This is a genomic window from Peteryoungia wuzhouensis (assembly GCF_003205195.1).
Classification (GTDB): Bacteria; Pseudomonadota; Alphaproteobacteria; order Rhizobiales; family Rhizobiaceae; genus Allorhizobium; species Allorhizobium wuzhouense.
Map to the genome: position 1 here is coordinate 1148899 of NZ_QJRY01000001.1, position 25287 is coordinate 1174185.

Genomic DNA, 25287 nt, shown 5'->3' on the forward strand with positions numbered 1-25287 from the left:
CGCATGCGTGTGATGATTTTCGGAGCCGGTTATTCGGGCAAGGCGATCGGCCGGCTGTTGAGCGGCCAGGGTGCCTCTGTCGCCGGCACCACACGCAGCGCCGAAAAAGGGGCCGCCCTTGAGGCCGCCGGCATCGAGCCTTTCGTCTTTGACGGTTCCAGCCTGACGCCGGAGTTCGAAGCCGCATTGAAAGACGTCACGCATCTCGTCCAGTCGATCGCGCCGGGCGCGGATGGCGATCCGCTGGTCCGGCTGTTCGGTGGCCAGGGCCTGAAGTCCGTGATGCCGAAGCTGGAATGGGTCTGCTATCTCTCGACCGTCGGGGTTTATGGCGACCATCAGGGCGCCTGGGTGGACGAGACATCCGAGCTGAAACCGGTTTCGGTGCGCTCGGTGGAGCGCGTGGAGGCGGAAGAGGCCTGGCAGAGGCTGGCTGCAGCCGAAGGCATCCCGCTTGCCATCCTCCGGCTCTCCGGCATCTACGGGCCGGGCCGCAACACCTTCATGAACCTTGCCAACGGCACCGCTCGACGGCTGGTGAAGAAGGACCAGGTGTTCAACCGCATCCGGGTGGAAGACATAGCCGAGGCGACCGCTTTCCTGGCCGGGCCACGGACGGGTGGCGTGTTCAACGTCACGGACGACGAGCCCTCTCCGCCACAGGACGTGGTGACCGAGGCCGCGCGGTTGATGGGTATGGATGCGCCGCCCGAACAGCCCTTCGAAACGGCCGATCTGACGCCAATGGCGCGCTCCTTCTACGGCGAGAACAAGCGTGTTTCGAACGCCAAGATCAAGGCACTCGGATTCAACTTCAGGTACCAGAACTACCATATGTCTCTGGCGGAATTACTTGGCTCCGGACGGTGGAACCAAAAGGCCTGAAAGCCGTTTTTCCAGGTCGAACTTTGCGTGAAGACTGGCAAAAATGGCCGAAAGGCAGGGCCTCGGCCCCTTCCGCACCACAATTTGGGCAGCAAATATGACCGCTGTGGAAAATTTTTCTTTCTCGATTCCGTGAACGGCGCATCCCGGACTCGGGCTGGATTTTCATTCCGCGTTTACGACTGGAATCAAACAATTTTTCTGAATTCTTTACCATTCATTAAGGTAAAGACACCCAATCCGACCATCACGAATGTTACATTGTGAAATAGTTCGTGATTGCCAATTGGCACTTTTTTGCCACTTTTGACCCTGCCTAGCCTCAGACACGCAAAAAACACCTCGTGTCAACGACTAGGGAAATGTAACTTGACGATCAGCTGCCGCTCTATTTTCACCGCTGCAACTATTGCTGCACTCTGTGCTTTCGCGCCCCACAGTGCAAATGCCAAGTCCTCCTGCGGTGGCGCCTCGTGGTACGCCCTGCATTCGAAGACAGCTTCCGGTGAACGTATGAACCCGGCCAAGATGACGGCAGCCCACAAGAGCCTGCCGTTCGGAACCAAGGTCAAGGTTACCAATGCCCGCAGCGGCCAGAGCGTGGTTGTCCGCATCAACGATCGCGGACCCTTCATTCGCGGCCGCGTGCTCGATCTCTCCAAGGCTGCAGCCCAGAACATCGGCATGGTTCGTTCCGGCCACGCCAAGGTCTGCTACGAGATCATCGGCTGATCTCTCCACCCGTCCGGACGGCGCTTACGGTCGAACGTGGTTAGGCGCTTGCTCTTGCACCAGACAGCCGTTACCACGCTCTCTTCTTTCAAAGGAGAATGACCATGCGTCTGGGCGGCCGTCTTGCCGGTGCGATCGAAGTCTTGGATGATATCGAGACCCGTCGCCGTCCCGTTGCCGATGCCCTCAAGGATTGGGGGCTGGCCCATCGCTTCGCCGGATCCGGCGACCGCGCCGCGATCGGCAATATCGTCTATGACGCGCTTCGCATGAAGCTCTCCCACACCTGGCTGATGGATGACGACAGCGCGCAGGCCCTGGGCTGGGCCGTTCTCCTGCGCCAGTGGGGCATGGAACTCGATGCGCTCACCGCCGGCTTCGAAGGCGACAACTTTGCTCCGGCCCCTCTTTCCGCCCAGCAGATCGAAGCCTTTTCCTCCCGCGATCTCTCGACTGCTCCGCTGCATATCCAGGGCGATATCCCGGATTGGGTCCAGCCCGCCTTCGAGGAAGCCTTCGGCGACGACTGGCTTGCGGAAGCCAAGGCACTTGCCACCCGCCCGACACTCGATCTGCGCGTCAACACCCTGAAGGCAAACCGCGAGAAGGTGCTGAAGGCGCTGGACCGCGCCGGCGCCCAGGCCTCGCCGATTGCCCGTTTCGGCATGCGCGTGCCGGCCGGCGAAGGGCCGTCGCGCCTCCCGAACGTCACGGCAGAACTCAGCTTCCAGAAGGGCTGGTTCGAGGTGCAGGACGAGGGTTCGCAGATCGTCGCCGATCTCGTCGATCCGCGCGAGGGCCAGCAGGTCCTCGACTTCTGCGCCGGCGGCGGCGGCAAGACGCTGGCCATGGCAGCGGCCATGAACAACAAGGGCCAAGTGCATGCCTATGACGCCGACCGCAAGCGACTGGCGCCGATCATCGAGCGGCTGAAGCGCGCCGGTACGCATAACGTCCAGGTGCATGACAGCGCCAAGGCGCTGGAGAGCCTGAAGGAACGCTTCGACCACGTGCTGGTCGACGCGCCTTGCACCGGCACCGGCACCTGGCGCCGTCGCCCCGACACCAAGTGGCGGCTGACCGATCGCAATCTGCAGGAGCGGGTGTCGCAGCAGGACGAGGCGCTGACGGCGGCATCCGCCTTCGTCAAGCCCGGCGGCTCGCTGGTTTATGTGACGTGCTCCGTCCTGCCCGATGAAAACGATCGGCAGGTTCGGGCCTTTTGCGAAAAGAACCCGGCCTTCGAGATCGTGCCTGTGCTCGATGACTGGAAACGGCTGTTTGGCGCATCTGCACCCGTGCCGCGTTCGGCCGATAGCAGGACGCTGACGCTCAGCCCGGCCAGCATGGATACGGACGGCTTCTTCTTCTGCCGCATGCGGCGCAAGTAACCCCTGCAACGGGCTCAAGGATTGTTCTCTTTCTTATACTCGACTGTTTGACACCAGTTTGATTTTCAGCCAAGACATGGCGTCCGTTCAAAGAGTGGCGCCGTGTCGGTGCCGAAGGGAGACACCATGATCCGGAAAACCGTCATCGGCGCATCTTTTGCGCTCCTGGCTTCGTCGGCTGCGATGTTCGCCGGGCCGGCCTTTGCCGCCCCGTCTGCCAAAGAGGTTCTGGTGCACTACACCGATCTCGCGGAGGCGAAATTCCAGGATGCGCTCACCACCGCCAAGGCTCTGGATGCCGCCATCGACGCGCTGATCGCCAAGCCGAGCGACGAGACGCTGAAGGCTGCGCGCGCCGCCTGGATCGCGGCTCGCCCGTCCTATCAGCAATCGGAAGTCTACCGCTTCGGCAACCCGATCGTCGACGAATGGGAAGGCAAGGTGAATGCCTGGCCGCTCGATGAAGGCCTGATCGACTATGTCGATGCCGCCTACGGCACCGAAAGCGACGGCAATTCGCTTTATGTGGCGAATGTCATCGCCAACCCGAAGATCAAGATCAACGGTGAAGAGATCGACGCCTCGAAGATCACGCCCGATTTCCTCGCCAACACGCTGCATGAGGCCGGCGACGTCGAAGCCAATGTCGCGACCGGCTATCACGCCATCGAATTCCTGCTCTGGGGTCAGGACCTGAATGGCACCGGTCCCGGCGCCGGCAACCGCCCCTATACGGATTACGACAAGGCCAATTGCACCAACGGCAATTGCGATCGCCGCGCCGACTATCTGAAGTCCGCCTCGACGCTGCTCGTGCAGGATCTGCAGGAAATGGTCGATGCCTGGGCGCCGGAAGGCGACGCCACGAAGAACGTGCTTGCCGACGAGAAGAAGGGTCTGTCGATCATTCTGACCGGCATGGGCTCGCTCTCCTATGGTGAACTCGCCGGCGAGCGCATGAAGCTCGGCGTGTTGCTGCATGACCCGGAAGAAGAGCATGACTGCTTCTCCGACAACACGCACAATTCGCATCTGAACGACGCCATCGGCATCGCCTCGGCCTATCTCGGCGATTACACCCGCGCCGACGGCACCAAGCTCACCGGCCCGTCGCTCTCGGAACTGGTTGCCGCCAAGGATCCGGCGCTCGATGCCGAGATGAAGGCGAAGCTTGCAAAGACGCTGGACGCCATGAACGCCATGGCCAAGCGCGCCGAGACCAAGGAGGCCTATGACCAGATGATCGGCGAAGGCAATGCCGAGGGCAATGCCACCGTGCAGGCCGCCATCGACGGGCTGATCGACCAGACCCAGACCATCCAGCGCGTCATTGCGTCGCTGGATCTCGGCACGATCGAGCTTGAAGGCTCCGACAGCCTTGATAATCCTGGCGCCGTGTTCCAGTAAGAAGCAAAGGCGGGCCGTTCCACTCAGAACGGCCCGATCTCCCCGATGAAAACTCCGATCGCTCTCGCTGCCGGCCTCGCGCTGCTCATGCCGACAGCGATCCCGTCGAGCGCCGGGGAAGCGGTCACCCGCAGTGACCTCTCCCCGCAAGACCTTGCCCGTGTGCAGGCGGTGACGACGCCAACCAGCGATTTCTCCAAAGCAGAACCCTTCGAGATCAAACAAGGCGGCGCCGGCACCTCGCAGCATGGCGTCTCCCGCGATGCCTTCTCGCATTTTGCCCCCAACATCACCTTTGCCGAAGAGCAGGATTTCAAGCTCGGCAATGCGCTCTTCACCAAGCTCTGGGTCTCCTCCCCCTCCTCGACCCAGGCCTCCGATGGGCTGGGGCCGCTGTTCAACGCGCGCGCCTGCCAGAGCTGCCATGTGAAGGATGGACGCGGCCATCCGCCGGAGGGCGATCGTGACGCGACCTCAATGTTCCTGCGGCTCGCACGTGCCCCCGCCACCGCGGAAGAGCGCGCCAAGCTGGAGCGGCTGGAGGTGATGAGCCTGCCGGACCCGGTTTATGGCGGGCAGCTGCAGGACCAGGCGGTACCGGGCCTTTCCGCCGAGGGGCGGATGCAGATCCGCTATGACGAACAGGCCGTGACGCTTTCGGGCGGCGAGACCGTGAGGCTGCGCCGACCCACCTATTCGGTCTCCCACCTCGCCTACGGACCGCTCGACCCGACGACGACGCTGTCGCCGCGCATTGCCAATCCGATGATCGGGCTTGGCCTGATCGAGGCGATTGCCGAGGAGGATATCCTGGCCCTGGCAGACCCTGACGATGCCGACGGCGACGGGATCTCGGGCAAGGCGGCGCGCGCCCGCGATCACAGGACCGGCGAGATCAAGCTCGGGCGTTTCGGCTGGAAGGCGCAGAACGCTTCTGTGCGCGACCAGAGTTCCGGCGCCTTTGCCGGGGATATCGGCATTTCGACGCCGGACGATCGACGTCATTTCGGCGATTGCACGCCAGCACAGGCGCAATGTCTCGCCAGCGCCACCGGCGTGCAGGCGCGGCTGGGCGACACCGAGGCGCCCGCCCCGGTGCTTGATCTCGTCACCTTCTATGCCAAGACCCTGGCGCCGCCGGCCCGTCGCGATGTCGAGCATGCCGAGGTCCTGCGCGGCAAGCAGCTGTTCTACGACGGCGGCTGCACCGCCTGCCACACACCCAAATTCGTCACCAGCCGCAAGGCCGACAACAAGGCGCAGGCCTTCCAGCTGATCTGGCCCTATTCCGATTTCCTGCTGCATGACATGGGCGAGGGCCTCTCCGACGGGCAGGCCGTGGGCGATGCCACAGGAAGCGAGTGGCGCACACCGCCGCTCTGGGGTATCGGTCTCACACAAGCCGTCAATGGCCACAGTTTCTTCCTGCATGACGGGCGCGCCCGCTCTCTCACCGAAGCCATCCTCTGGCATGGCGGGGAAGCGAAAGCGGCTCGGGATCTCTTTGCTGCTTCCGCCCCCCAGGACCGCAAGGCCCTCATCACATTCCTGGAGTCTCTCTGATGCGGACACCGTTTACCCGGATCGCCTTCGCCACACTTCTGGCACTTCCGCTCGGCTTCGGCCCCGCGCTGGCGCAGGAAAGCCCCATCCCCCCCGGCGTGCTCGACACCGCGAAGGTGCCCGGCGTCATGGCCAAGGCCGTCGACGGTTTCATTCGCCCCGGCTATCACCGCTTCCATGACAGCGCGACCGCCATGGCATCCGCCATGGGCGCCCTGTGTGCTGCCCCCTCGCAGCTCAGCCTCGACGGTGCCCGGACAGCCTTTGGCAGCGTGGTCGACGCCTGGTCGCGGATCGAGATCGTGCGCGTCGGCCCCGTGCTCGAGGGCAATCGCTTCGAGCGCATCCTGTTTTTCCCCGACCGCAAGGGCACTGGCTTGAAACAGGTGCAGGCCGCGCTTGCCAAATCGGACGAAAGCGCGACGTCGATGGAGACGCTGAAGGACAAGAGCGTTGCAATGCAGGGCATCGGCGCGCTCGAATTCGTACTCTACGGCACAGGCGCCGAGGCGTTGACCGCCGAGAAGGAGGGCTATCGCTGCCGCTATGGGGCGGCCATCGCCGCCAATCTGCAGCGGTTGGGCGGCGAGCTTGCGACCGAATGGGACAAACCGGACGGCATTCAGGCCGCCTGGAAGACACCGGGCCCGAACAACCCCATCTATCGCGACGAAGCAGAGGCAGCCAAGGAGCTGCTCGGCGTGCTCGTGCATGCGGCTGAAACCGTGCGCGACCAGCGCATTGAGAGTTTTTACAAGGGTGATGCGGCGAAGGCCCTGCCCCACCAGGCGATCTACTGGCGCTCTGGCAATACCTTCCGCTCGATCACGGCCAATATCGAGGGTATCCGCGACCTGATGGACCAATCCGGCATGGCTGACCTCTTGGCCGAAGACAATCGCTCGGTCGTCAGCTCCACCGATTTCGTGGCGCATTCCCTGGCGCGGGTTTCCGGTGATATCGAACCCGATGTCGCCAAGGCGCTCGAAACGCCGGAACAGGTGGCGAAACTCGACTTCCTGCTGCTCAACAGCCGCGACCTGATCCTGCGCCTCAACAATGATCTCGGTGGCGGTATCGGCCTTGCCGCCGGTTTCTCCTTTTCCGACGGGGACTGAGATGCCGGTCCTGCCCTTGATCGATCGCCGTGCCTTCGTGCGGGCGGCGGGCCTTGCCTTCGTCGCCGGGCTGACGCCGCGCGCCGCCTTCGCGCTCGACCAGACGGATGCGGTCTATGCCTCCGGCCTGAAGCTGCCGGATGGCCGGTTTGCCATTGGCCTTGTCAGTGAGGCCGGGGAACTCATCGAGCAGATCGCGCTTCCGGGCCGCGTCCACGGGCTTTGCCACAGCACGGTCAACGGCCTCTCCGTCGCCTTTGCCCGGCGACCGGGCACCTTTGCCGTCATCTTCGACACCACCCACCGGGCCGAACCGAAAATCATCTCGGCGCCGGAGGGGCGACATTATTTCGGCCATGGCGCCTTTTCGCCCAATGGTCAGCTGTTTTACGCCAGCGAAAACGATTTTGACGCCAATGCCGGCGTGATCGGGATCTATGACTGCCTTTCGGGTTTTAAACGCGTCGGCGAAGTGCCGGCCCATGGCATCGGCACGCATGACATCACGGTGACGGCTGACGGCATGCTGGTCATCGCCAATGGCGGCATCGAGACCCATCCGGATTTCGGCCGCACCAAGCTCAATCTCGACCATATGGACCCATCCTTGGCGCTGGTCGATGCGAAGAGCGGCGAGCTGATCCAGAAACACGCTTTGCCCGCCGAACTGCGCCAGCTCTCCACCCGCCATCTGGATATCGCCGAGGACGGCAAGATCTGGTTTGCCTGCCAATATGAGGGGCCGCGCACCGACCGGCCGCCGCTGGTCGGGCATTTCTCCAAGGGCGAGGCTCTCTCCTTCGTGTCGCTGCCGGAGGCGACCACCGACCGGCTCGGCAATTATGTCGGCGCCATCGCCGTCAACCGCGCCCAGGGCCTGGTCGGCATTGCCTCGCCGAAGAATGGGCTCTGGGCCGTGCTCGACGGACGCGACGGACGGCTGATCTCGGAAACGGTGGTCGCGGATGCCGCCGGCATCGCGCCGTCCCGTGAGAGTTTTGCCGTCTCCTCCTATCGCGGCGACTTCCTCGACCGGGTGCACCGCGTTGCCTGGGACCAGCATATCGTTCGGCTCTGATCGGTTGACCGGCATCTGGCCAAAGGCGACCGGCTGCCCTAGTTAGGCTCCATGCGCATCATCCTCACCTATGCCGTCTTCATCGTCATCGTCGTTTCGGCCGGTCTCTTGTCCGGCCTCGCGAACATGTCAGGCGACTGGTATGCGACGCTGCAGAAGCCGTTTTTCAACCCGCCCGCCTGGCTCTTCGGCCCGGTCTGGACCACGCTCTATGTGCTGATCGGCATTGCCGGTGCGCGGATCTGGATGCGGGCACCGAAATCGGCGGCGATGCAGCTTTGGTTTGCCCAGTTGGGTGCCAATCTGCTCTGGTCGCCTGCCTTTTTCGGTCTGCAGAACCCCGAACTCGGCCTCATCGTGATTGCCGGCATGCTGCTGACGATCGTCGGCTTCATGATCAAGGCGCGGCCGATCGACCGTGTCTCGACACTGCTCTTTGTCCCCTATCTCGCCTGGGTCGCCTTTGCGAGCCTGCTCAACCTCAGCATTGCCTGGCTCAATTGAAAACTGGCTGATGAGTGCTTGCATGCCTTATTTCTGCGTGCCAATTTCGCGCCGAAGGGGCATCAAGCATGACAGAAATCGATCCTGATACCGTCGAGGCACGCATTCGACGCAGTTTTGCTCGTCAGGGCGCCATGGAGACGCTGGGGGCGGAGCTTTCGCGCATCAGTCAGGGTGTCGTCGAGATCGAACTGGGTTTCGATCCCAAGCTCACCCAGCAACACGGTTTCCTGCATGCGGGCGTGATTTCGGCAGCGCTTGATACGGCCTGCAGCTATGCAGCCTATACCGTGGTCGAGCCCGAAGTCTCGCTGCTCACCATCGAATTCAAGGTCAACCTGATGTCGCCGGGCCGGGGCGAACGTTTTCTGTTTCGTGGCGAGATCACCAAGCCCGGCTCCAACATCATCGTGGCCGACGGGCGCGGTTATGCGCTGACCGACGGTCCGGCCAAGCTGATCGCCTCGATGACCAGCACCTTGATGGTGATCCGCGGGCGGGAGGGGATTTCCGGATGAGCTATGAGATGAAGTCGATCGCCGGCAGACAGGTGCTCTTCGTCATGGCAGCGGATGCCGAATACGGCGTCTTCCTGCGCACGCGCATTTCGCCGCTGATGACCGGCGTAGGCCCGGTCGAAGCCGCGGTCGTCCTGACCAGGGAACTGGCGCGGCTCGCTATCCATGACGATCTTCCGGACCTCGTGGTCTCGCTCGGTTCGGCCGGCTCCGCCAGGCTCGAACAGGCCGAAGTCTATCAGGTCTCCTCCGTTTCCTATCGCGACATGGATGCCTCCGCCTTCGGCTTCGAAAAGGGCAAGACGCCGTTTCTCGATCTGCCCGTCGCCGTCGAGCTTCCCTTGCGCATTCCCGGCATTCCCATCGCCAGCCTCTCCACCGGCGCCAATGTCGTCTCGGGGGCTGCCTATCAGTCGATCGATGCCGACATGGTCGAGATGGAAACCTTCGCGATCCTGCGCGCCTGCCAGAGTTTTGGCGTGCCGCTGATCGGCCTGCGCGGCATTTCCGATGGGCGCCACGACGTCAACCATATCGACGACTGGACGCAGTATCTGCACATCATCGACAAGAAGCTGGCGCTCGCGGTCGACAGCCTGCAGACGGCGCTCGAAGACGGCGTCTTCTGGTTCTGAGCAGGCGCACAAAAAATCGGGATTCTCCGTCCGATCTGCCATTGAAAGATGGCCCCTTTTTCTTTAAAGGCTCGCCATGACCCAGACAGCACATCCCGACAGTGTTCTCATCGTCGATTTCGGCAGCCAGGTAACGCAGCTGATCGCCCGCCGCGTTCGTGAATCCGGCGTCTATTGCGAAATCGTCCCTTTCCAGTCCGCCGAAGAAGGCTTCAAGCGCCTGAAGCCCAAGGCAATCATCCTGTCGGGAAGCCCCGCTTCCGTGCTCGATGAAGGAAGCCCCCGGGCACCGCAGGTTCTGTTCGACAGCGGTCTTCCCATCTTCGGCATATGCTATGGCCAGCAGACCATGTGCGCCCAGCTCGGCGGCAAGGTCGAAGCGGGCCATCACCGCGAATTCGGTCGCGCCTTCCTCGAAGTCGAGCAGGATTGCACCCTCTTTGAAGGCCTCTGGTCTGTCGGCTCGCGCCACCAGGTCTGGATGTCCCATGGCGACCGCGTCACCGCGATCCCGCCGGGCTTCAAGGTGCTCGCCACCTCGTCCAACGCGCCCTTCGCCTTCATCGCCGACGAGGCCCGCAAATATTACGCCGTGCAGTTCCACCCTGAGGTCGTGCACACGCCCGATGGTGCGAAGCTCATCCAAAACTTCGTGCAGAACATCGCCGGCGTGAAGGGCGACTGGACCATGCATGCCTATCGCCAGAAGGCGGTTGAGCAGATCCGTGCCCAGGTCGGCGACAAGCGCGTCATCTGCGCGCTCTCGGGCGGCGTCGACTCGTCCGTAGCAGCCCTGCTGATCCACGAGGCCGTCGGCGATCAGCTGACCTGCATCCTCGTCGACCACGGCCTGATGCGCAAGAACGAGGCAGCGGATGTCGTTGCCATGTTCAAGGAACACTACAATCTGCACCTCATCCATGTGGATGCCGTCGACAAGTTCGTTGGCGAGCTCGAAGGTGTCAGCGACCCGGAAACCAAGCGCAAGATCATCGGCCGCCTGTTCATCGAGACTTTCGAGGAAGAAGCGAAAAAGCTCGGCGGCGCCGATTTCCTCGGCCAAGGCACGCTTTATCCCGACGTCATCGAAAGTGTGTCCTTCACCGGCGGCCCTTCCGTGACGATCAAGAGCCACCATAATGTCGGTGGCCTGCCCGAGCGCATGAAGATGCAGCTCGTCGAGCCCTTGCGCGAACTCTTCAAGGACGAAGTGCGCGTGCTCGGCAAGGAGCTTGGCCTGCCCGACTCGTTCATCGGCCGTCACCCCTTCCCGGGTCCGGGCCTTGCCATCCGCTGCCCGGGTGGTGTCACCCGCGAAAAGCTCGACATCCTGCGCGAAGCCGATGCCATCTATCTCGACGAGATCCGCAAGGCCGGCCTCTACGACGCGATCTGGCAGGCCTTTGCCGTGCTGCTGCCGGTGCAGACCGTCGGCGTCATGGGCGATGGGCGTACTTACGAATTCGTCTGTGCGCTGCGCGCCGTCACCTCGGTCGACGGCATGACCGCCGACTTCTACCACTACGACATGGAATTCCTCGGCCGGGCTGCTACCCGCATCATCAACGAGGTCCGCGGCATCAACCGCGTCGTCTACGACGTGACGTCCAAGCCGCCGGGGACGATCGAGTGGGAATGAGGCGACCGCCTCAACCTTAGTGAACGAATGAAACGGAGGGCCTCGCCCTCCGTTTTCTTTTCCGTACCCTGTCCTCAGAAAGCAAAGGACTGCTGCGCCGGGGTCGTTTCAGGCAGCTCAACCCCCTCCAGCTCCAGCATTCGCAGCTTGGCGTCCGTTCCGCCAGGCGCGGAGAAGCCGCCGATCTTGCGTCCGGCCGCGAGGACCCTATGGCAGGGGATGATCAGCGGAATGGGGTTCTTGGCCATGGCCTGGCCGATCGTCCATGCGCCCGCCGGTCCGAGTTCCAGTTCGGCGGCCAGGGCGCCATAGGTGGTCGACGTGCCCCAGCCCAGGCGTCGCGTGGCCGCATAGATCTGGCGATACAGATCGGTCTGGGCGGACAAGTCGAGCAGCAGATCGGAAAAATCGCTCTGCTCGCCATCAAAGTAGCGCTTCACGCGGCCGATCACACCCGCCATCCGGGCGTCCGGATCCGTCTCGATGATCGAGGCGTGGCGCCGACTTATGGACAGCACCGTCTCTTCCTGCGATGCAGCCGGCAGTCGGAAGCCTGCGATGCCATTCTCGCTCCAGAGAATGGCACAATGGCCATGGGCGGCCTCGAAGGTCGCATAGTAATGCGTGACTGACATGATGCGCTCGTCCATCTGGCTGCCCCTTGCAGCATGCTGAAGATGGCTCTTCCCGGCCCGCCCGGCAACCCGATTTCCGAACCTCTCCTCTTCACCAATCCGGCAGGACGGTGCCGGCTTGCCATGCGCGGCTGTGCCTTGCTATCCCTCGTTTGTGAACAGGAGACATGGCATGCCCACCACCATCTACGGCATCAAGAACTGCGACACGATGAAGAAGGCCCGCACCTGGCTTGATGACCACAGCGTCTCGCATGACTTCCACGACTACAAGGCCAAGGGCATTGACGCGTCGACCCTCGACAGCTGGATCGGCAAAGTCGGCTGGGAGGTGCTCCTGAACAAGGCCGGCACCACCTTCAAGAAGCTCGACGACGCGCAGAAAGAGAACCTTGACGCCGCGAAGGCCAAGACGCTGATGCTGGCGCAGCCCTCGATGATCAAACGCCCGGTGCTCGACGTGGACGGCGCGCTTGTCGTCGGTTTCAAGCCCGAGACCTATCAGCAAACCTTCAAGGCCTGATCCCATGGCGAAGACCACCCGCGCCACGCAGTTTCTCGACAAGGCCGGCGTCGCCTATACCACCGCGACCTATGACTACGACCCGAATGCCGAGCGCATCGGGCTGCAGGCGGCGGAAGCGATCGGCGAGCATCCGTCGCGGGTGCTGAAGACGCTGATGGCCGAACTCGACGGCAAGCCGGTCTGCGTCGTCGTGCCCTCCGACAAGGAGGTGTCGATGAAGAAGCTGGCGGCAGCCTTCGGCGGAAAATCCGCAGCGATGATGAAGCCGGCCAACGCGGAAAAGCTCACCGGATTCGTGGTCGGCGGCATCAGCCCCTTCGGCCAGAAAAAGCAGGTGCCGACCGCTATCGAGATCTCCGCCATGGACGAGCCGCTCGTCTACATGAATGGCGGACAGCGCGGGCTGCAGGTGCGGCTCTCACCACAGGATGCGCAAAAGGCGCTGCTTGCAATTGTAGCGCATTTGATCGCCTGACCTCGCCCCGCGGTCTGGACTTCGCCATCTTTGCCCTTAACTCTGGCGTGACAGCCACAACAGGAATGCCCCATGACCCTTCCCGATTACTCCGCCTCCATCGATCCTGTAAAACTCGACAAGCTCGCCGAGGTGGCGATCAAGGTCGGCTTGCAGCTGCAAAAGGGTCAGGACCTGGTGCTGACGGCCCCGCTCGTCGCCGTGCCGCTGGTGCGGCTGATCACGGCGCATGCCTACAAAGCGGGCGCGTCGACGGTCACCACCTTCTATTCGGACGAGGAGACGACGCTGGCGCGCTATCGCCACGGTCACGACGAGAGCTTCGATCGCGCGCCGAACTGGCTCTATGACGGCATGGCGAAGGCTTATGAAAACGGCGCGGCACGCCTCGCGATCGCCGGCGACAATCCGATGCTGCTCGCCTCCGAAGACCCTGCCAAGGTCGGCCGCGCCAACAAGGCGACCTCGATCGCCTACAAGCCGGCGCTGGAGCATATCTCCAACTTCGACATCAACTGGAACATCTGCTCCTACCCGAACCCGTCCTGGGCGAAGCTCGTCTTCCCTGATCTGCCGATCGACGAGGCCGTGCGCAAGCTGGCCGACGCGATCTTTGCTGCCTCGCGTGTCGATCGCGACGATCCGGTCGCGGCCTGGGCCGAACACAATGCGGAACTGAAGAAGCGCTCGACCTGGCTCAACGGCGAACGCTTCTCAGCGCTGCATTTTACCGGCCCCGGCACGGACCTGACGGTTGGCCTCGCCGACGGCCATGAATGGCATGGCGGTGCGTCGACGGCGAAGAACGGCGTGACCTGCAATCCGAACATTCCGACGGAGGAGGTCTTCACCACGCCGCATGCGCTGAAGGTGGAGGGCCATGTCTCCTCGACCAAGCCGCTTTCGCACCAGGGCACGTTGATCGACGACATCCAGGTGCGGTTCGAAGGCGGCCGGATCGTCGAGGCCAAGGCATCCAAGGGCGAGGCCGTGCTCAACAAGGTGCTCGACACCGACGAAGGTGCACGGCGGCTGGGCGAAGTGGCGCTGGTGCCGCATTCCTCGCCGATCTCGGCCTCGGGCGTGCTGTTCTACAACACGCTGTTCGACGAAAACGCCTCCTGCCACATCGCACTCGGCCAGTGCTATTCGAAGTGCTTCCTCGACGGGGCCTCGCTCAGCCCGGACCAGATCAAGGCGCAGGGCGGCAATTCCTCGCTGATCCACATCGACTGGATGATCGGTTCCGACAAGGTCGATATCGACGGCATCCGCGCCGATGGCTCCAAGGTTCCGGTGATGCGCAAGGGCGAGTGGGCCTGAGACTTAATCCCTCAGCGGTCAAACAAAAACCCCGTCCTCATTCCAGGGCGGGGTTTTGATTTTCGGCCAGAGCCTCAAACTCAGCGGTAGTAGACGATCTTGCCGCCGTTGAGCGCGGTCTGGACCCAGAGCACGTTGTGCTGCGCAATGCCGCGGACCTGGAGTGCGGCAACCAGGCTCGGATCTTCCGTGACGACGGCCTGAGCCAGACGCAGACTGTTGCCGGTCGGGTAGATGGCCTGGCGCGGATAGGTGTGACGATCGAACCCGCCGCGATCGACGCGGATTGCCGTGACATTGCCGTTATACTGCTTGCCGAACAGGATCTCGCGCGGCGTCCAGCCACCGGCTTCGACATAGGTGGCAGCCTGGGCGGAAACAACGCCGAACGTGGCCGCAGCGACAATGGCGGCCAGAATGGTCTTCTTCATCATGATCATACTCCTTTTCGCCGAGTGCCGTGTTCATGCATTCAGCTTCGGAGACAGATGTGGCGACGACGAAGATAGTTTTCCAGTATAATCACGTCGGGTTGATCAATTGCGCGCAATTTATTTGCCGCCGGGCGGCCGTGCAGCGCTGTGCCGGTCAACCGAAATCGATGACCGGCAGATCGGTGGCAGCGCCTGTCAGCCCTGGCGGGCCTTGCGGGCGGCGTAACGGCGGTCACGCTCGGCCTTGCGGGCGGCTTCGTCTTCGACGACGCGGCTGATGCGTGATGCTTCGGCCTGTTCGCGGGCGTCCTTTTCGGCGCTCGCTGCGGCAGTCAGGGCTTCCTCGCGTTCGCGGGCTTCCTGCTCGGCGCGGGCTTTTTCCTCTGCCTTGGCACGGTCGCGTTCGGCATGGCGCTTGGCGCGCTCTTCGGCGCGCGCGGCCCGTTCGGCCAAACGCGCTTCACGGTCGGGGTCGGCTGCGGAATGCGCGGCCTTGTAGGCCTCGAGCAATGCCGCCTTGGCGTCTGTGGCTGTCGTCCGGCGCTCGGCCAGGCCATGATCTCTGCTGAATTTCATCGGTGCTCCGATCTCTCGAGTGGGGTGTCAGGGGCGCGCGCGCTTGGCCACAAGGGCGGCCGTCGCGCGTTCGCGCGTTTCGCGTTCGCGGGTGAGACGGGCTTCGCGCAGGCGCGCCGTCTTTTCATCCCGCGCTGCGGTAATGGCATCCAGTTCGTCGACGGCGCGACCGCGGGCGAGAAACTGTGACTGGGTACGCGCAAAGGCCGCTTCGGCGGTCTGGCGCGACTTCGTTAGGTTGTCGGACATTTCGTCTCCTTTCAGGAGCCTGCCCTTGTCGGGCAATAAAAAAAGGCCAGGCAAACCGCCTGACCTTCCCTAGGGATCTTGCTTTCGACAGTGCCAGTACATCCGTGGTCAAAGGAAAGCGGATCCCGGATCTATCAGGCCGCCTGCAGGTTGCAGGCCGACATCTTGCCCGACTTGTTGTCGCGCTCCATGTCGTAGGCAATCTTCTGGCCTTCAACGATTTCGCGCATTCCGGCGCGTTCAACAGCCGAGATGTGGACGAATGCGTCCGGGCCGCCGTTGTCAGGCTGAATGAAGCCGAAGCCCTTGGTGGAATTGAACCATTTTACTGTGCCAGTGGTCATGATGAACCCTTTCGTAGCGCATAGATTTCCCCCAGCGCGACTGCGCTGCGGACAGGATAACGATTTTTGAAAGGAAGTTTCGCTCAAAGCGCTGAAGCGCGGTAACCAAAGCCAGACAAACAAATATCGACAAACCAGATATAGACAGAGCTGGCCTAAAAGTCAACCGAAAGTCGAAATTGCACGAATTTCGACTCTATTCGGATGGTTTTTCATCACGAAAACAACGGCCATAAGCGAAAATATTTGCCGATAATTTCGCGAGTATTTTGCTCTTTTCCGCCATATCGCGGAAAATATTATTGATGCCTCAGATTCGATGTCTGTCAACGCAGATGCCTTGTCTGCTGCTGGAGCCGGCACCTCGCCAGACAAATGTCAGAACAGGCTGCCCTGACCAGAGGTGCCCTCGGGCTTTCTCGCAGGGCGCGGCTGCGGCGCGGGCCTGGACGGCGCCGTCGGTTCGGGCGGCAGAACGCCCTCCCCGGCCACGGCCTTCACCCGACCATCGGCGAACTGGATCTCGATCCCCTGGCCGTGCGCCACCGCGTTTGCCCGCGTCACCGGCCGATCCTCGGCATCACGGATCACGGCATAGCCGCGCGCGAGCACATTGGTATAGGAGAGCGACTGCAACACGCGATCCTGGGAGACGAGCGCCTGGCGGGCGCGGCGCAGATCGTTGACCACGGCGCTGTCTGCCCGGCGCGACAGACCGTCGAGACGATCGCGCGACCGGTCGGTCATGGCTTTCAGGCGAGCCGGCACGGCACTCAGCGTCGCATCGAAGCGTTCCAGGCGGGCCTTGTTGCGGTCGAGCAGCCGTTCGACGACGCGCTCGGCACGGGCTGCCTGTTCGGACAGCTTCTGCTTCCGCTCGACCAAGCGACGCACCAGCATGTCGGGCGAAAGCCTGGCCGCCGCGCGTTCGAAATTGCGCCGTTTGTTCATGGTGTTGAGTTCAAGGCTGCGGCCGAGCCCGGCTGCGGCTTCATCGAAGCGACGGCGCGGCAAAGCGAGCAGCTGATCGAGCGAGGGCAGTGCCCGCACAAGCGCGCGCAGGTTCTGCCGGCGATTGTCCATCTGGCGGTTCATGGCACCGGACAGACGGGCCGACAATGCCGAGACCTGCGCCTCGAGGTCCGCCTTGACAGGCACCGCCATCTCGGCCGCACCCGTCGGGGTCGGCGCACGGATATCGGCCGCGTAATCGATGAGCGTCCAGTCGGTTTCGTGGCCGACGGCGGAGATCAGCGGGATCGTGCTCGCAGCGGCGGCCCGCACCACGGCCTCGTCGTTGAAGCTCCAGAGATCCTCAAGGCTGCCACCGCCGCGCGCCACGATCAGAACATCGGGTCGCGGGATCGGGCCGCCGTGCTCCAGGGCGTTGAACCCCTGGATGGCATTCGCCACCTCGTCGCCGGAGCCCTCGCCCTGCACCTTCACCGGCCAGACGAGAACATGCACCGGGAAGCGATCCGAGATGCGGTGCAGGATATCGCGGATGACGGCTCCCGTCGGCGAAGTGACAACGCCGATCACCTTGGGCAGGAAGGGCAGCTGCTGCTTGCGGGCGGGATCGAACAGGCCTTCGGCCGTAAAGCGGCGCTTGCGCTCCTCGATCAGCGCCATCAGCGCGCCGGCACCGGCAGGTTCCATCTGCTCGATGACGATCTGGTATTTCGACGAGCCGGGGAAGGTGGTGACCTTGCCGGTGGCAATCACCTCCATGCCCTCTTCCGGGCGATATCTCAGCTTCGAGAACGAGCCCTTCCAGATCACCGCATCGATGCGCGCCTTGTCGTCCTTCAGGCTGAAATAGGCATGGCCCGAGGAATGCGGTCCGCGATAGCCGGAGATTTCGCCGCGCACGCGGACATGATCGAAGGAGGTTTCGATGGTGCGCTTGATCGAGCCCGACAGTTCCGAAACGGAGAACTCGGTCAGATTCGTCGGCGAATCGTTGTCGAAGAAATTGCTCATGCCCCTTTGCTAGCGGAAAAATCCGCCGAGATCAGCCCGTGCCGTCGCAGCCTGCCCGGTTTCCCCGGCATTGATCAGGGCAACGTCACGGTGAAGATCTGCAATCCCGATGGGCCGTCGATCGGAACGGGAGTGAGATAGGCCGGCACATTGCCCTTGAGCAGCTGTGCATAGAGGCCATCCGGTTTCATCCGGGCAATCTTTTCCGACTGCAGGAAATCCGGGCAGAAGGCGAGAATGCCGACGCCTGCGCCTCGCAGAAAGGCGGCGGCCTCGTCGGGCTTGGCCAGGCCGATATGGATCTCGGTCAGCATGCCGCCCTGGTTGCGGTGATAGGGGCCGGTCAGGACGCGATGCCGGGTGAAACGGAGGATTTCCGGGCCGATGTCGGAGGGGGCGGCCACCGTCGTCGGCAGCAGCTTGGCAAGCGTCTGGTATGCCGCCCGCGTGTCACAGGCAACGGCTGCGTCCTGCGCCATCTGGTTTGGTCCGACCAGCGATTTCATCCGCGCGGTAACGCCCGCCGTGCCCTCGACGAAGAACACGCCGCTCAGGATCCAGACACTCGGCACGGAGAGGATTGCGGTGAGCGCAAAGAGCAGGCCGGCGCCGAGATGCTCGGGCTGGTCATGGGTCTTCAGGCGCAGGTCCGAGATCAGGAGAGAGAGGGGCAGGATGGCGAAGAGATTTGAAAAGGTGCTGCCACGGACCTGCACGAGGGCAACGAGGTAGCTGACGGCCAGCAGTGCGAGCAGCACGAGATGGACGCGCACGCCGTCCCGACCGGCAATGCGGAACAGGCAGACGGCAATGCCGAAGAAACCGACGGCGTAAAAACCACCGAAGCTTTGCGGGTCAGCGGCCAGTTGCTGGCGAAAGGACTGCGCCTCGATGACGCCTGACAGCCACAGGGTCTGCAACAGCGGATCGAGTTCATTCAGCGGGTTCTGCAGGCACTGGGGCGCAACGATCAAAGCGGTGGCCAGAACCAGGGCACCGATGACCAGGATTGCGACACTGCGCAGGCGCAGGCTTGCCCCGTTGCCGAGATAGGTCGCGACATAAAGCGCTGCGGCACCAATGCCGACGATGGCGTAGAAACCGATCGAAAGGCTGTCACAGGTGACGGCGCCGTAGCGAGCGGGCGGCACCGTGGCAAAAAACAGCGCAGAGAGCGACAGAAGCAGGGTCAGCGAGAAGCTGCGCGCAGCCGAGGTGAAAGCCGGACCTTCGGCCACCCAGAGAAGGCCGACCACGGCGCAGACGGCCGCCACCAGCGGCGTCGTTTCCGCACCGATGGCCAGCGCCACCGCTGCGGCCAAGCCCGCCACGGCATGGCTCATGCGGCCACGGGCCGGGTCGAGCAGCCCCGCCGCCATGATGGCGGCCAAGACCATCTGAACATTGTGATGATCGATCGCCCCCGGCAGGAAACGATTGCTGGTGATGCAGAAGACGGCCGTGAACATCAGCACGACATGCATCGTCACATCAGACCCGATGCGGCGAGCGGCAACCGCCATGGCCGTCATCAGCGGCACGACGAGCGACAGCGGCCAGACAAGCAGCGCTAAAGCTTCAGCCTGTTCACCGGGCGCGACATGGGAAAAGAGCCGGATCAACAGCGCGATCGGCAGGTCGATCAGGCGGGACCAATGCATCAGCGTGCCGCCGTCAAGGCCCAAGCGATACTGCATCAGGTCGAACCAGGACTGGCCGGCGAGCAGATCGCGCACCTCGACGAGGCGCATGACATCGTCGTTGTCGGCGCCGACATAATCCACGGCTCCGGGCAGGTTGAGAAGCGCGATGAAGGCGATGGCCGCGACACTGTAGAAACCGATCCAGAGTGGCAGGGATGCCCTCGACTGAACCTTGTCTGACGCCTGTGCGGACAAATCGATCATGGATCCCCCGTTTCTTCAAAGACCCGGCGCATCGACTGGCTCGGTGCCATCATTCCAAGATGATACGCGGGCGAAACCTAGCCTTAACCTTCTCAAGAAATAGTAAAGCGAGAGGGGACCATAAGGGTCTCCAGAGCCCCAGCAGGTATTGCCCCATGAGTGGTCCGGCCACCAATGCTCCCGACATTGCCGTTCTCTTGCCTTGCTACAACGAGGCGGCGACGATCGGCCAGGTGGTGCGCGACTTCCGGGCGGCCCTGCCGGAGGCGCGGATCTACGTCTACGACAACAATTCCACCGACGGCACGGCGCTGACCGCCATGCTGGCCGGCGCCACCGTCGTGCGCGAACGACGCCAGGGCAAGGGCCATGTGGTGCGCCGCATGTTCTGCGATATCGATGCCGATATCTACATCATGGCCGATGGCGACGGGACCTATGGCCCCGCCGACGCTGAAGAACTGATCCGCACGCTGATCACCGAGCGCGTCGACATGGTCGTCGGCACGCGGCGCGGCGTACATGCCGATGCCGGACGCAACGGCCATGCCTTCGGCAACCGGCTGTTCAACGGGCTTTACCGCCTGCTCTTCGGCAACGACTTCACCGACATCCTCTCCGGCTACCGCGCCTTTTCGCGCCGCTATGTGAAAAGTTTTCCGGCCGTCTCTGCCGGCTTCGAGATCGAGACGGAAATGTCGGTGCATGCTTCGCGGCTCAAGCTGCCGGTAACCGAGCTTGAACTCAATTACGGACGCCGTCCCGCCGGATCCCAATCGAAACTTTCCACCTTCCGGGACGGGTTCAAGATCCTGGGTATGTTTGCCATGCTGATGAAGGAGACGCGTCCTTTTGCGTTCTTTGCAAGTATCGCAAGCGCGTTTCTGATGGCGGGCATTCTCTTTGGCGCCCCGGTAATCGTCGAATACCTTCAGACGGGTCTCGTCCCGCGAATGCCGACATGGGTATTGTCTCTCTGCCTTGTCGGCCTGAGTTTTGTTTCCTTCGCCGGCGGTGTGATTCTGGATTCCGTGGCGCAGGGTCGCAACGAGCTGCTACGATTGCACTATCTCAGTCTACCGTCGATTTATTCCGGCAAGCGCTCCGATCCGGCCGAAGAGGCGGCACGCAAAAGAGATGCGGCATGAGGCGCGAAACAACAAACAGGATCCGCTTCTTCATTGAAGATGTCCTCCCACCGATCCTGCGCGATTCCAAGCTGTTCCTCTGGTTGGCCGAATTGGCGTGGGGCAAGCACATATCGGACCTGGCCGAATTTCGTGCGCGTGCGCCCTTCCTGACAGAGGAGGCTTACGCTGATCTTTACCGCAAGCATCCGCGGGTGCATGCCGGCACCGACAATTCGGAAGCCTGCATCCGCCGGGTCGTAGAGGAAGTCCAAGGGGACAGCGTTTGCGACATCGGCTGCGGGACAGGCGCGCTCCTCACGCGCATCCGCCAAGGTCACCCGACATTGACGCGGGTGACAGGCGTCGATTTCGTCATTGATGATGCCGCAGCCTTACCGGGCGTCGAATATATTGCCGCAAAGATCGAAAACCTCCCGTTTGCCGATGGAGAGTTTGACACCGTCGTTTGCACGCATGTCATCGAACACGTGCTTGAGTACCACCGTGCAATTGCCGAGCTGCGGCGCATTGCCCGCAGGCGGGTCATCATTGTCGTTCCCCGGGAACGCGAGGCACGCTACAGTTTCAATCCGCATTTCAACTTTTTCCCCTATACGCATTCCTTTCTGCGCGCCATGCATCCGGTCCCTGCGCAGCATAGCTGCGTCGATATCGGGCGTGACATCTTCTACATGGAAAACGTGGAGCGCTGAGCACCTTGGATTTCTCCAGCCTGACACTCGCAACCTGGATCGGATTGCTCGGCACCCCCTTGATGATCGCGATGGGACAAGTCCTGTTCAAGTTTGCGAGCCAGACCACCGGCACGTTTTCTTTGGCCAGCCTCATCACGCTTGCCGTCAATCCAGTCTTCATCGCGGCGCTCGCCCTGTACGGCTTCGGCACGGTTGTCTGGATCTACGTGCTGCGCTCCGTTCCCCTCACCATCGCCTATTCTTTCATGGGGCTGACATTCTGCTTCGTTCCCGTTCTGGCGCAGCTCGTCTTCGGCGAGCCACTGCATTTTCGTTATCTCATGGGAACGTTGCTGATCGTTGCCGGGCTCGTCACGATCCATGTCTGAGCGGCGCAACCGACTCGATTGGCGCGTGACGCTCGGGATTACGATCGTCGCAGATCTCGTGCTCTTTCCGATGATCCTTACCGCGCTGGAAGCGCCGATCCTGTCCCGAGGCGTCTCGTTTCTGACCGCTTATGCGGTTTCGCAAATGCTGCGAGCGACTACCGGGCTTGGCAAGTCTCCCGGCGCCATTCTCCAGGTGCCGGGCCTGTGGCCGCTGCTTGCGATCACAGGCTTGATCAACTTCGGCCTGTTTGGGATCCTCAACGCACGCGCGCCGGAAATCCAGCCGATTCTGCATCTGCTTCTGGCCTGGGCGGCCGCTCTTCTCTTCATCGCCTTCGGCGTGTACCGGATCAAACGCTTTCGCTGATCGATGAGACGAGATGATAAAGCCGCGGCTTACACCGCCTCCCAGCCGTCCTTGGTCGCTGCGCGGTAGATCGCGTCGATCAGCTTCTGGTTCAGCTTCGAGCTTTCCAGCGTGACCACTTCACCCGTCTTCCCCTCGACCGCGCGGGCAAAGGCTTCGGCCTCCAGCTTGTACTGGCGGCTGTCGGGGAAGCGGAAGATCTGCGAGACATTGTGGCCGCGATTGGTGAGTTCCACTTCCTCGGCGCCCCAGCGGTCGGCATTGAAGGGGGACTTCACCTCGATGAAACCATCCGTGCCGTGGAAGACCATCAGCTGACGGTTGGCCATCTGGGTCGCGACATAGAAATTCAGCTCGAAATCGGCGAAATCCGCCTTCACGCTTGCATAGATGTCCGTGCCGAAGTCCGGATCGCGCTCGATCGTCGACTGGACGCGGACCGGCTCCTTGCCGGTCACGAAGCGGGTGGTGATGGTGGGGTAGACGCCGATATCCGGCAGCGCGCCGCCGCCGAGTTCGGGAATGTTGCGCATGTTGCCGGGATCGCGGTTGAAGTAGGTGAAGGAGCCCTGCACCATCTTCAGCGTGCCGATCGCGCCCTCGGCCAAGAGGTCGCGCACTTTCAGCCAGACCGGTGCGTAAGTCACCATATACGCTTCGGTGATCAGCACCTTGTTGCGGTCGCGCGCTTCGATGATGGCGTCGATCTCGTCGGCCTTCAGCGCGATCGGCTTTTCGCAGAGCACGTGTTTGCCGGCATTGGCCGCCTTGATCGCCCATTCGACATGCTGGCTGGTCGGCAGCGGAATATAGACGGCGTCGATCACGTCGGAGGCCAGCATCTCCTCGTAGGAGCCGAAAGCATGGGGCACGGAGAAGCGGTCGGCCATCTCTCGGGCCCTTGCCAGATCCCGGCTTGCAATGGCTGTTACGACGGCGTTTTCGGCATCCTGGATCGCCGGCACCACGAGCTCGCGACCGATCTTGGCCGTCGACAGAATTCCGAAACGCAGCATCTCTCATCCTCCTCAAAAATGTCGGGGCGGACATTAGGGGAAGGACAGGCAGGGTGCAACGGCGTCGATGCCATCTTCGCACGGGCTTCCGCAAGAGGATGGCCGAAAATGTCCGAACTTCGTCCGTCCCGGACATAGTGGCCTCAAGCCCCGGCTCTATGGTAGAGCTCGAACGCAACGACAGGAGTCGAATATGTCCGCCCAAGACACAGCCCTCATCGTGGTCGACGCCCAGGAAAGCTTTCGCCAGATGCCGGATTGGGATCCGTCGACCGCAGCGTCCTATCTTGCGCGCCAACAGGCGCTGATCGACGGCGCGACAGCTGTGGGCATGCCGATCGTGCAGATCTTCCATGTCGATGCCGACGACACCTTCACCCTTGAAAGCGGGTTCGTGCGGACCCTCGCTGAGATTTCGCTCACGCCTGATGTCACCTTCCACAAGGGCGTGCACTCGGCCCTGGTCGACACCGGGCTAGAAGCCTGGCTGCGCGAAAACGGCATCCGCCGGGTGATCGTCTCCGGCATCCGCACCGAGCAGTGCTGCGAGACCACGACCCGGCATGCGTCGGATCTCGGCTTCGCCGTCGATTTCGTCACCGAGGCGACCCTCACCTTCCCGATGACGCATGCCTCCGGGGCGGTGTTTTCCGCCGAGGACATTCGCGTCCGGACCGAGCTGGTGTTATCAGGACGCTTCGCCCGGATCGTCACGGTCGAACAGGCGCTGGCGCCGCTTCCGGTCGCTGCGTAAGATCCGTCATGGACGTGATCCCGGTCTATATCCTCATTCCGCCCGACACCCTGCTGGTCGACATTGCCGGCCCGCTGGAAGCCTTGCGTTATGCAAACGAGGAGCAGGACGAGGTTCGGTTCGACTATGGCTACATTTCCGCGACCCCCCGGCAGCAGACATCCATCGGACTGACGCTGGATGGGCTGGAACCGCTGCCCGACAGCCTGCCGGATGATGCCGTGCTGATCATTTCCGGCAGCCTCACGGTCGGCATTGCCGAGATCGCACGCGATCCGGAACTGAAGGTGCTGACGCGCTGGCTGGCACAGGCCGTTCGCCCCGACATCCGACTAATGACCATCTGCTCTGGCGCTTTGCTTGCCGCCGCCGCGGGGCTGATGGAAGGCTGCCAGTGCACCACGCATGTCGAATGCCTGGATGAGCTGCGGGCGCTTGCCCCGACCGCCAGCGTGCTCGACAACCGGCTCTATGTCGAGGACGGCAATCGCTTTTCGAGCGCCGGGATTTCAACCGGGATCGATCTGATGCTGCATGTCGTGGGGCGGTTCGTCTCCCCGCTGACCGCGCTTTCGGTGGCCCGCAAGATGGTCATCTATCTTCGCCGCAGCGGACAGGACCCGCAGATGTCGCCCTGGCTTTCGGGGCGTAATCACATTCACCCGGCAATCCACCGCGCCCAGGATGCGATCATGGCCGATCCGGCGCGCGAGTGGTCGCTGCCGGGGCTTGCGGCCATAGCCCATCTCAGCGAACGGCATCTCTCCCGCCTGTTTCGCGAACATGTCGGACTGTCCGTCGTCGATTACGTCAATCTGATGCGGGTGACGCTTGCCCAGGAACTGCTCAAACAATCGCGGCTCGACATGGAAAGCCTGGCGCAGCGGGCCGGCTTTGCCTCGTCGCGGCATATGCGCCGCGTCTGGTCCCAGCACCACGGCGTGTCGCCCAGCGAATTCCGAAGGACCGGCAAGTGACTGGTCGCTCTCCGTTTCGTTTCCAGACCCATCC

Annotated in this window: 28 protein-coding genes; 20 read left to right on the top strand and 8 right to left on the bottom strand. The window is 62.6% G+C overall.

The window, feature by feature from the left end; all coding sequences use genetic code 11:
- Nucleotides 1-3: 3 nt before the first annotated feature.
- From DMY87_RS05660 to guaA, 11 genes are all read left to right on the top strand, one after another.
- Nucleotides 4-885 carry an SDR family oxidoreductase gene (locus tag DMY87_RS05660; protein ID WP_110790250.1) on the top strand — a complete coding sequence of 294 codons (882 nt, stop codon included), beginning with the start codon at nucleotides 4-6 and terminating at the stop codon, nucleotides 883-885.
- A gap of 369 nt (nucleotides 886-1254) precedes the next feature.
- The gene (locus DMY87_RS05665; protein WP_165826145.1) at nucleotides 1255-1617 is read left to right on the top strand and encodes a septal ring lytic transglycosylase RlpA family protein; all 363 of its coding nucleotides are present in this window, start codon (nucleotides 1255-1257) and stop codon (nucleotides 1615-1617) included.
- A 104-nt stretch (nucleotides 1618-1721) separates the two neighbouring features.
- The gene (locus DMY87_RS05670; protein WP_110790251.1) at nucleotides 1722-3008 is read left to right on the top strand and encodes an RsmB/NOP family class I SAM-dependent RNA methyltransferase; all 1287 of its coding nucleotides are present in this window, start codon (nucleotides 1722-1724) and stop codon (nucleotides 3006-3008) included.
- A gap of 126 nt (nucleotides 3009-3134) precedes the next feature.
- Nucleotides 3135-4415, top strand: coding sequence for an imelysin family protein (locus DMY87_RS05675; protein WP_110790252.1), 1281 nt, complete (start codon nucleotides 3135-3137; stop codon nucleotides 4413-4415).
- Nucleotides 4416-4460: 45 nt separating this feature from the next.
- Entirely contained in the window at nucleotides 4461-5978 is a 1518-nt protein-coding gene (locus DMY87_RS05680) for a di-heme oxidoreductase family protein (RefSeq protein WP_110790253.1), read from the top strand.
- Nucleotides 5978-7096, top strand: coding sequence for an imelysin family protein (locus DMY87_RS05685; protein WP_110790254.1), 1119 nt, complete (start codon nucleotides 5978-5980; stop codon nucleotides 7094-7096). The genes DMY87_RS05680 and DMY87_RS05685 overlap by 1 nt, the downstream gene beginning before the upstream one ends.
- Nucleotide 7097: 1 nt before the next feature.
- Nucleotides 7098-8174 carry a DUF1513 domain-containing protein gene (locus DMY87_RS05690; RefSeq protein WP_110790255.1) on the top strand — a complete coding sequence of 359 codons (1077 nt, stop codon included), beginning with the start codon at nucleotides 7098-7100 and terminating at the stop codon, nucleotides 8172-8174.
- Between the two features lie 51 nt (nucleotides 8175-8225).
- Nucleotides 8226-8678 (top strand): TspO/MBR family protein, encoded by a 453-nt coding sequence (locus tag DMY87_RS05695; protein WP_110790256.1) that lies wholly within the window; start codon nucleotides 8226-8228, stop codon nucleotides 8676-8678.
- A gap of 68 nt (nucleotides 8679-8746) precedes the next feature.
- Complete coding sequence (locus DMY87_RS05700) at nucleotides 8747-9196, top strand: PaaI family thioesterase (RefSeq protein WP_110790257.1); 450 nt, start codon at nucleotides 8747-8749, stop codon at nucleotides 9194-9196.
- The gene (locus tag DMY87_RS05705; RefSeq protein ID WP_110790258.1) at nucleotides 9193-9831 is read left to right on the top strand and encodes a 5'-methylthioadenosine/S-adenosylhomocysteine nucleosidase; all 639 of its coding nucleotides are present in this window, start codon (nucleotides 9193-9195) and stop codon (nucleotides 9829-9831) included. The genes DMY87_RS05700 and DMY87_RS05705 overlap by 4 nt, the downstream gene beginning before the upstream one ends.
- 76 nt (nucleotides 9832-9907) lie before the next feature.
- Nucleotides 9908-11470 (top strand): glutamine-hydrolyzing GMP synthase, encoded by a 1563-nt coding sequence (gene guaA / locus DMY87_RS05710; protein ID WP_110790259.1) that lies wholly within the window; start codon nucleotides 9908-9910, stop codon nucleotides 11468-11470.
- Nucleotides 11471-11544: 74 nt separating this feature from the next.
- Here guaA and DMY87_RS05715 read toward each other — a convergent pair whose 3' ends face one another.
- Nucleotides 11545-12108 (bottom strand): methylated-DNA--[protein]-cysteine S-methyltransferase, encoded by a 564-nt coding sequence (locus DMY87_RS05715; RefSeq protein ID WP_205908146.1) that lies wholly within the window; start codon nucleotides 12106-12108, stop codon nucleotides 11545-11547.
- A gap of 169 nt (nucleotides 12109-12277) precedes the next feature.
- Here DMY87_RS05715 and DMY87_RS05720 point away from each other — a divergent pair, with 169 nt between their 5' ends.
- From DMY87_RS05720 to DMY87_RS05730, 3 genes are all read left to right on the top strand, one after another.
- Nucleotides 12278-12628: an ArsC family reductase gene (locus tag DMY87_RS05720; protein ID WP_110790260.1), complete on the top strand. Its 351-nt coding sequence runs from the start codon at nucleotides 12278-12280 to the stop codon at nucleotides 12626-12628.
- A 4-nt stretch (nucleotides 12629-12632) separates the two neighbouring features.
- Nucleotides 12633-13106: a Cys-tRNA(Pro) deacylase gene (gene ybaK, locus DMY87_RS05725; protein ID WP_110790261.1), complete on the top strand. Its 474-nt coding sequence runs from the start codon at nucleotides 12633-12635 to the stop codon at nucleotides 13104-13106.
- A gap of 72 nt (nucleotides 13107-13178) precedes the next feature.
- Complete coding sequence (locus DMY87_RS05730) at nucleotides 13179-14429, top strand: aminopeptidase (protein WP_110790262.1); 1251 nt, start codon at nucleotides 13179-13181, stop codon at nucleotides 14427-14429.
- Between the two features lie 80 nt (nucleotides 14430-14509).
- Here the strand turns inward: DMY87_RS05730 and DMY87_RS05735 are convergent, their stop codons facing one another.
- The 6 genes from DMY87_RS05735 to DMY87_RS05760 all read right to left on the bottom strand — a co-directional run bounded on the left by DMY87_RS05735 (nucleotide 14510) and on the right by DMY87_RS05760 (nucleotide 19922).
- Nucleotides 14510-14863, bottom strand: a complete 354-nt coding sequence (locus DMY87_RS05735) for a YceI family protein (RefSeq protein WP_133253001.1) — start codon at nucleotides 14861-14863, stop codon at nucleotides 14510-14512.
- Nucleotides 14864-15058: 195 nt separating this feature from the next.
- Nucleotides 15059-15439, bottom strand: a complete 381-nt coding sequence (locus DMY87_RS05740; RefSeq protein ID WP_110790264.1) for a DUF6481 family protein — start codon at nucleotides 15437-15439, stop codon at nucleotides 15059-15061.
- Between the two features lie 27 nt (nucleotides 15440-15466).
- Nucleotides 15467-15688, bottom strand: a complete 222-nt coding sequence (locus DMY87_RS05745; protein WP_110790265.1) for a hypothetical protein — start codon at nucleotides 15686-15688, stop codon at nucleotides 15467-15469.
- 134 nt (nucleotides 15689-15822) lie between these two features.
- Entirely contained in the window at nucleotides 15823-16032 is a 210-nt protein-coding gene (locus DMY87_RS05750) for a cold-shock protein (protein WP_025427963.1), read from the bottom strand.
- A 378-nt stretch (nucleotides 16033-16410) separates the two neighbouring features.
- Entirely contained in the window at nucleotides 16411-18015 is a 1605-nt protein-coding gene (gene xseA / locus DMY87_RS05755; RefSeq protein ID WP_110790266.1) for an exodeoxyribonuclease VII large subunit, read from the bottom strand.
- A gap of 74 nt (nucleotides 18016-18089) precedes the next feature.
- Entirely contained in the window at nucleotides 18090-19922 is a 1833-nt protein-coding gene (locus DMY87_RS05760; RefSeq protein WP_110790267.1) for a hypothetical protein, read from the bottom strand.
- Between the two features lie 155 nt (nucleotides 19923-20077).
- On the opposite strand from DMY87_RS05760, the gene DMY87_RS05765 reads away from it, so the two are divergent.
- Genes DMY87_RS05765 through DMY87_RS05780 form a run of 4 tightly spaced genes read left to right on the top strand, consistent with a single transcriptional unit; the run spans nucleotide 20078 to nucleotide 22506 of the window.
- Entirely contained in the window at nucleotides 20078-21070 is a 993-nt protein-coding gene (locus DMY87_RS05765) for a glycosyltransferase (protein WP_110790268.1), read from the top strand.
- Nucleotides 21067-21765: a class I SAM-dependent methyltransferase gene (locus tag DMY87_RS05770; protein WP_110790269.1), complete on the top strand. Its 699-nt coding sequence runs from the start codon at nucleotides 21067-21069 to the stop codon at nucleotides 21763-21765. Before DMY87_RS05765 ends, DMY87_RS05770 begins: the two co-directional genes overlap by 4 nt.
- A gap of 5 nt (nucleotides 21766-21770) precedes the next feature.
- Nucleotides 21771-22136: a DMT family transporter gene (locus DMY87_RS05775; RefSeq protein WP_245408824.1), complete on the top strand. Its 366-nt coding sequence runs from the start codon at nucleotides 21771-21773 to the stop codon at nucleotides 22134-22136.
- A 25-nt stretch (nucleotides 22137-22161) separates the two neighbouring features.
- Nucleotides 22162-22506, top strand: coding sequence for a hypothetical protein (locus DMY87_RS05780; RefSeq protein ID WP_133253002.1), 345 nt, complete (start codon nucleotides 22162-22164; stop codon nucleotides 22504-22506).
- Between the two features lie 29 nt (nucleotides 22507-22535).
- On the opposite strand, the gene DMY87_RS05785 is transcribed toward DMY87_RS05780, so the two are convergent.
- Nucleotides 22536-23522: a Gfo/Idh/MocA family protein gene (locus tag DMY87_RS05785; RefSeq protein ID WP_110790271.1), complete on the bottom strand. Its 987-nt coding sequence runs from the start codon at nucleotides 23520-23522 to the stop codon at nucleotides 22536-22538.
- 193 nt (nucleotides 23523-23715) lie between these two features.
- Between DMY87_RS05785 and DMY87_RS05790 the strand changes: the two genes are divergently transcribed.
- Nucleotides 23716-24276 carry an isochorismatase family protein gene (locus DMY87_RS05790; protein ID WP_110790272.1) on the top strand — a complete coding sequence of 187 codons (561 nt, stop codon included), beginning with the start codon at nucleotides 23716-23718 and terminating at the stop codon, nucleotides 24274-24276.
- Nucleotides 24277-24284: 8 nt separating this feature from the next.
- Nucleotides 24285-25253 (top strand): GlxA family transcriptional regulator, encoded by a 969-nt coding sequence (locus tag DMY87_RS05795; RefSeq protein WP_110790273.1) that lies wholly within the window; start codon nucleotides 24285-24287, stop codon nucleotides 25251-25253.
- Nucleotides 25254-25287: the final 34 nt, after the last annotated feature.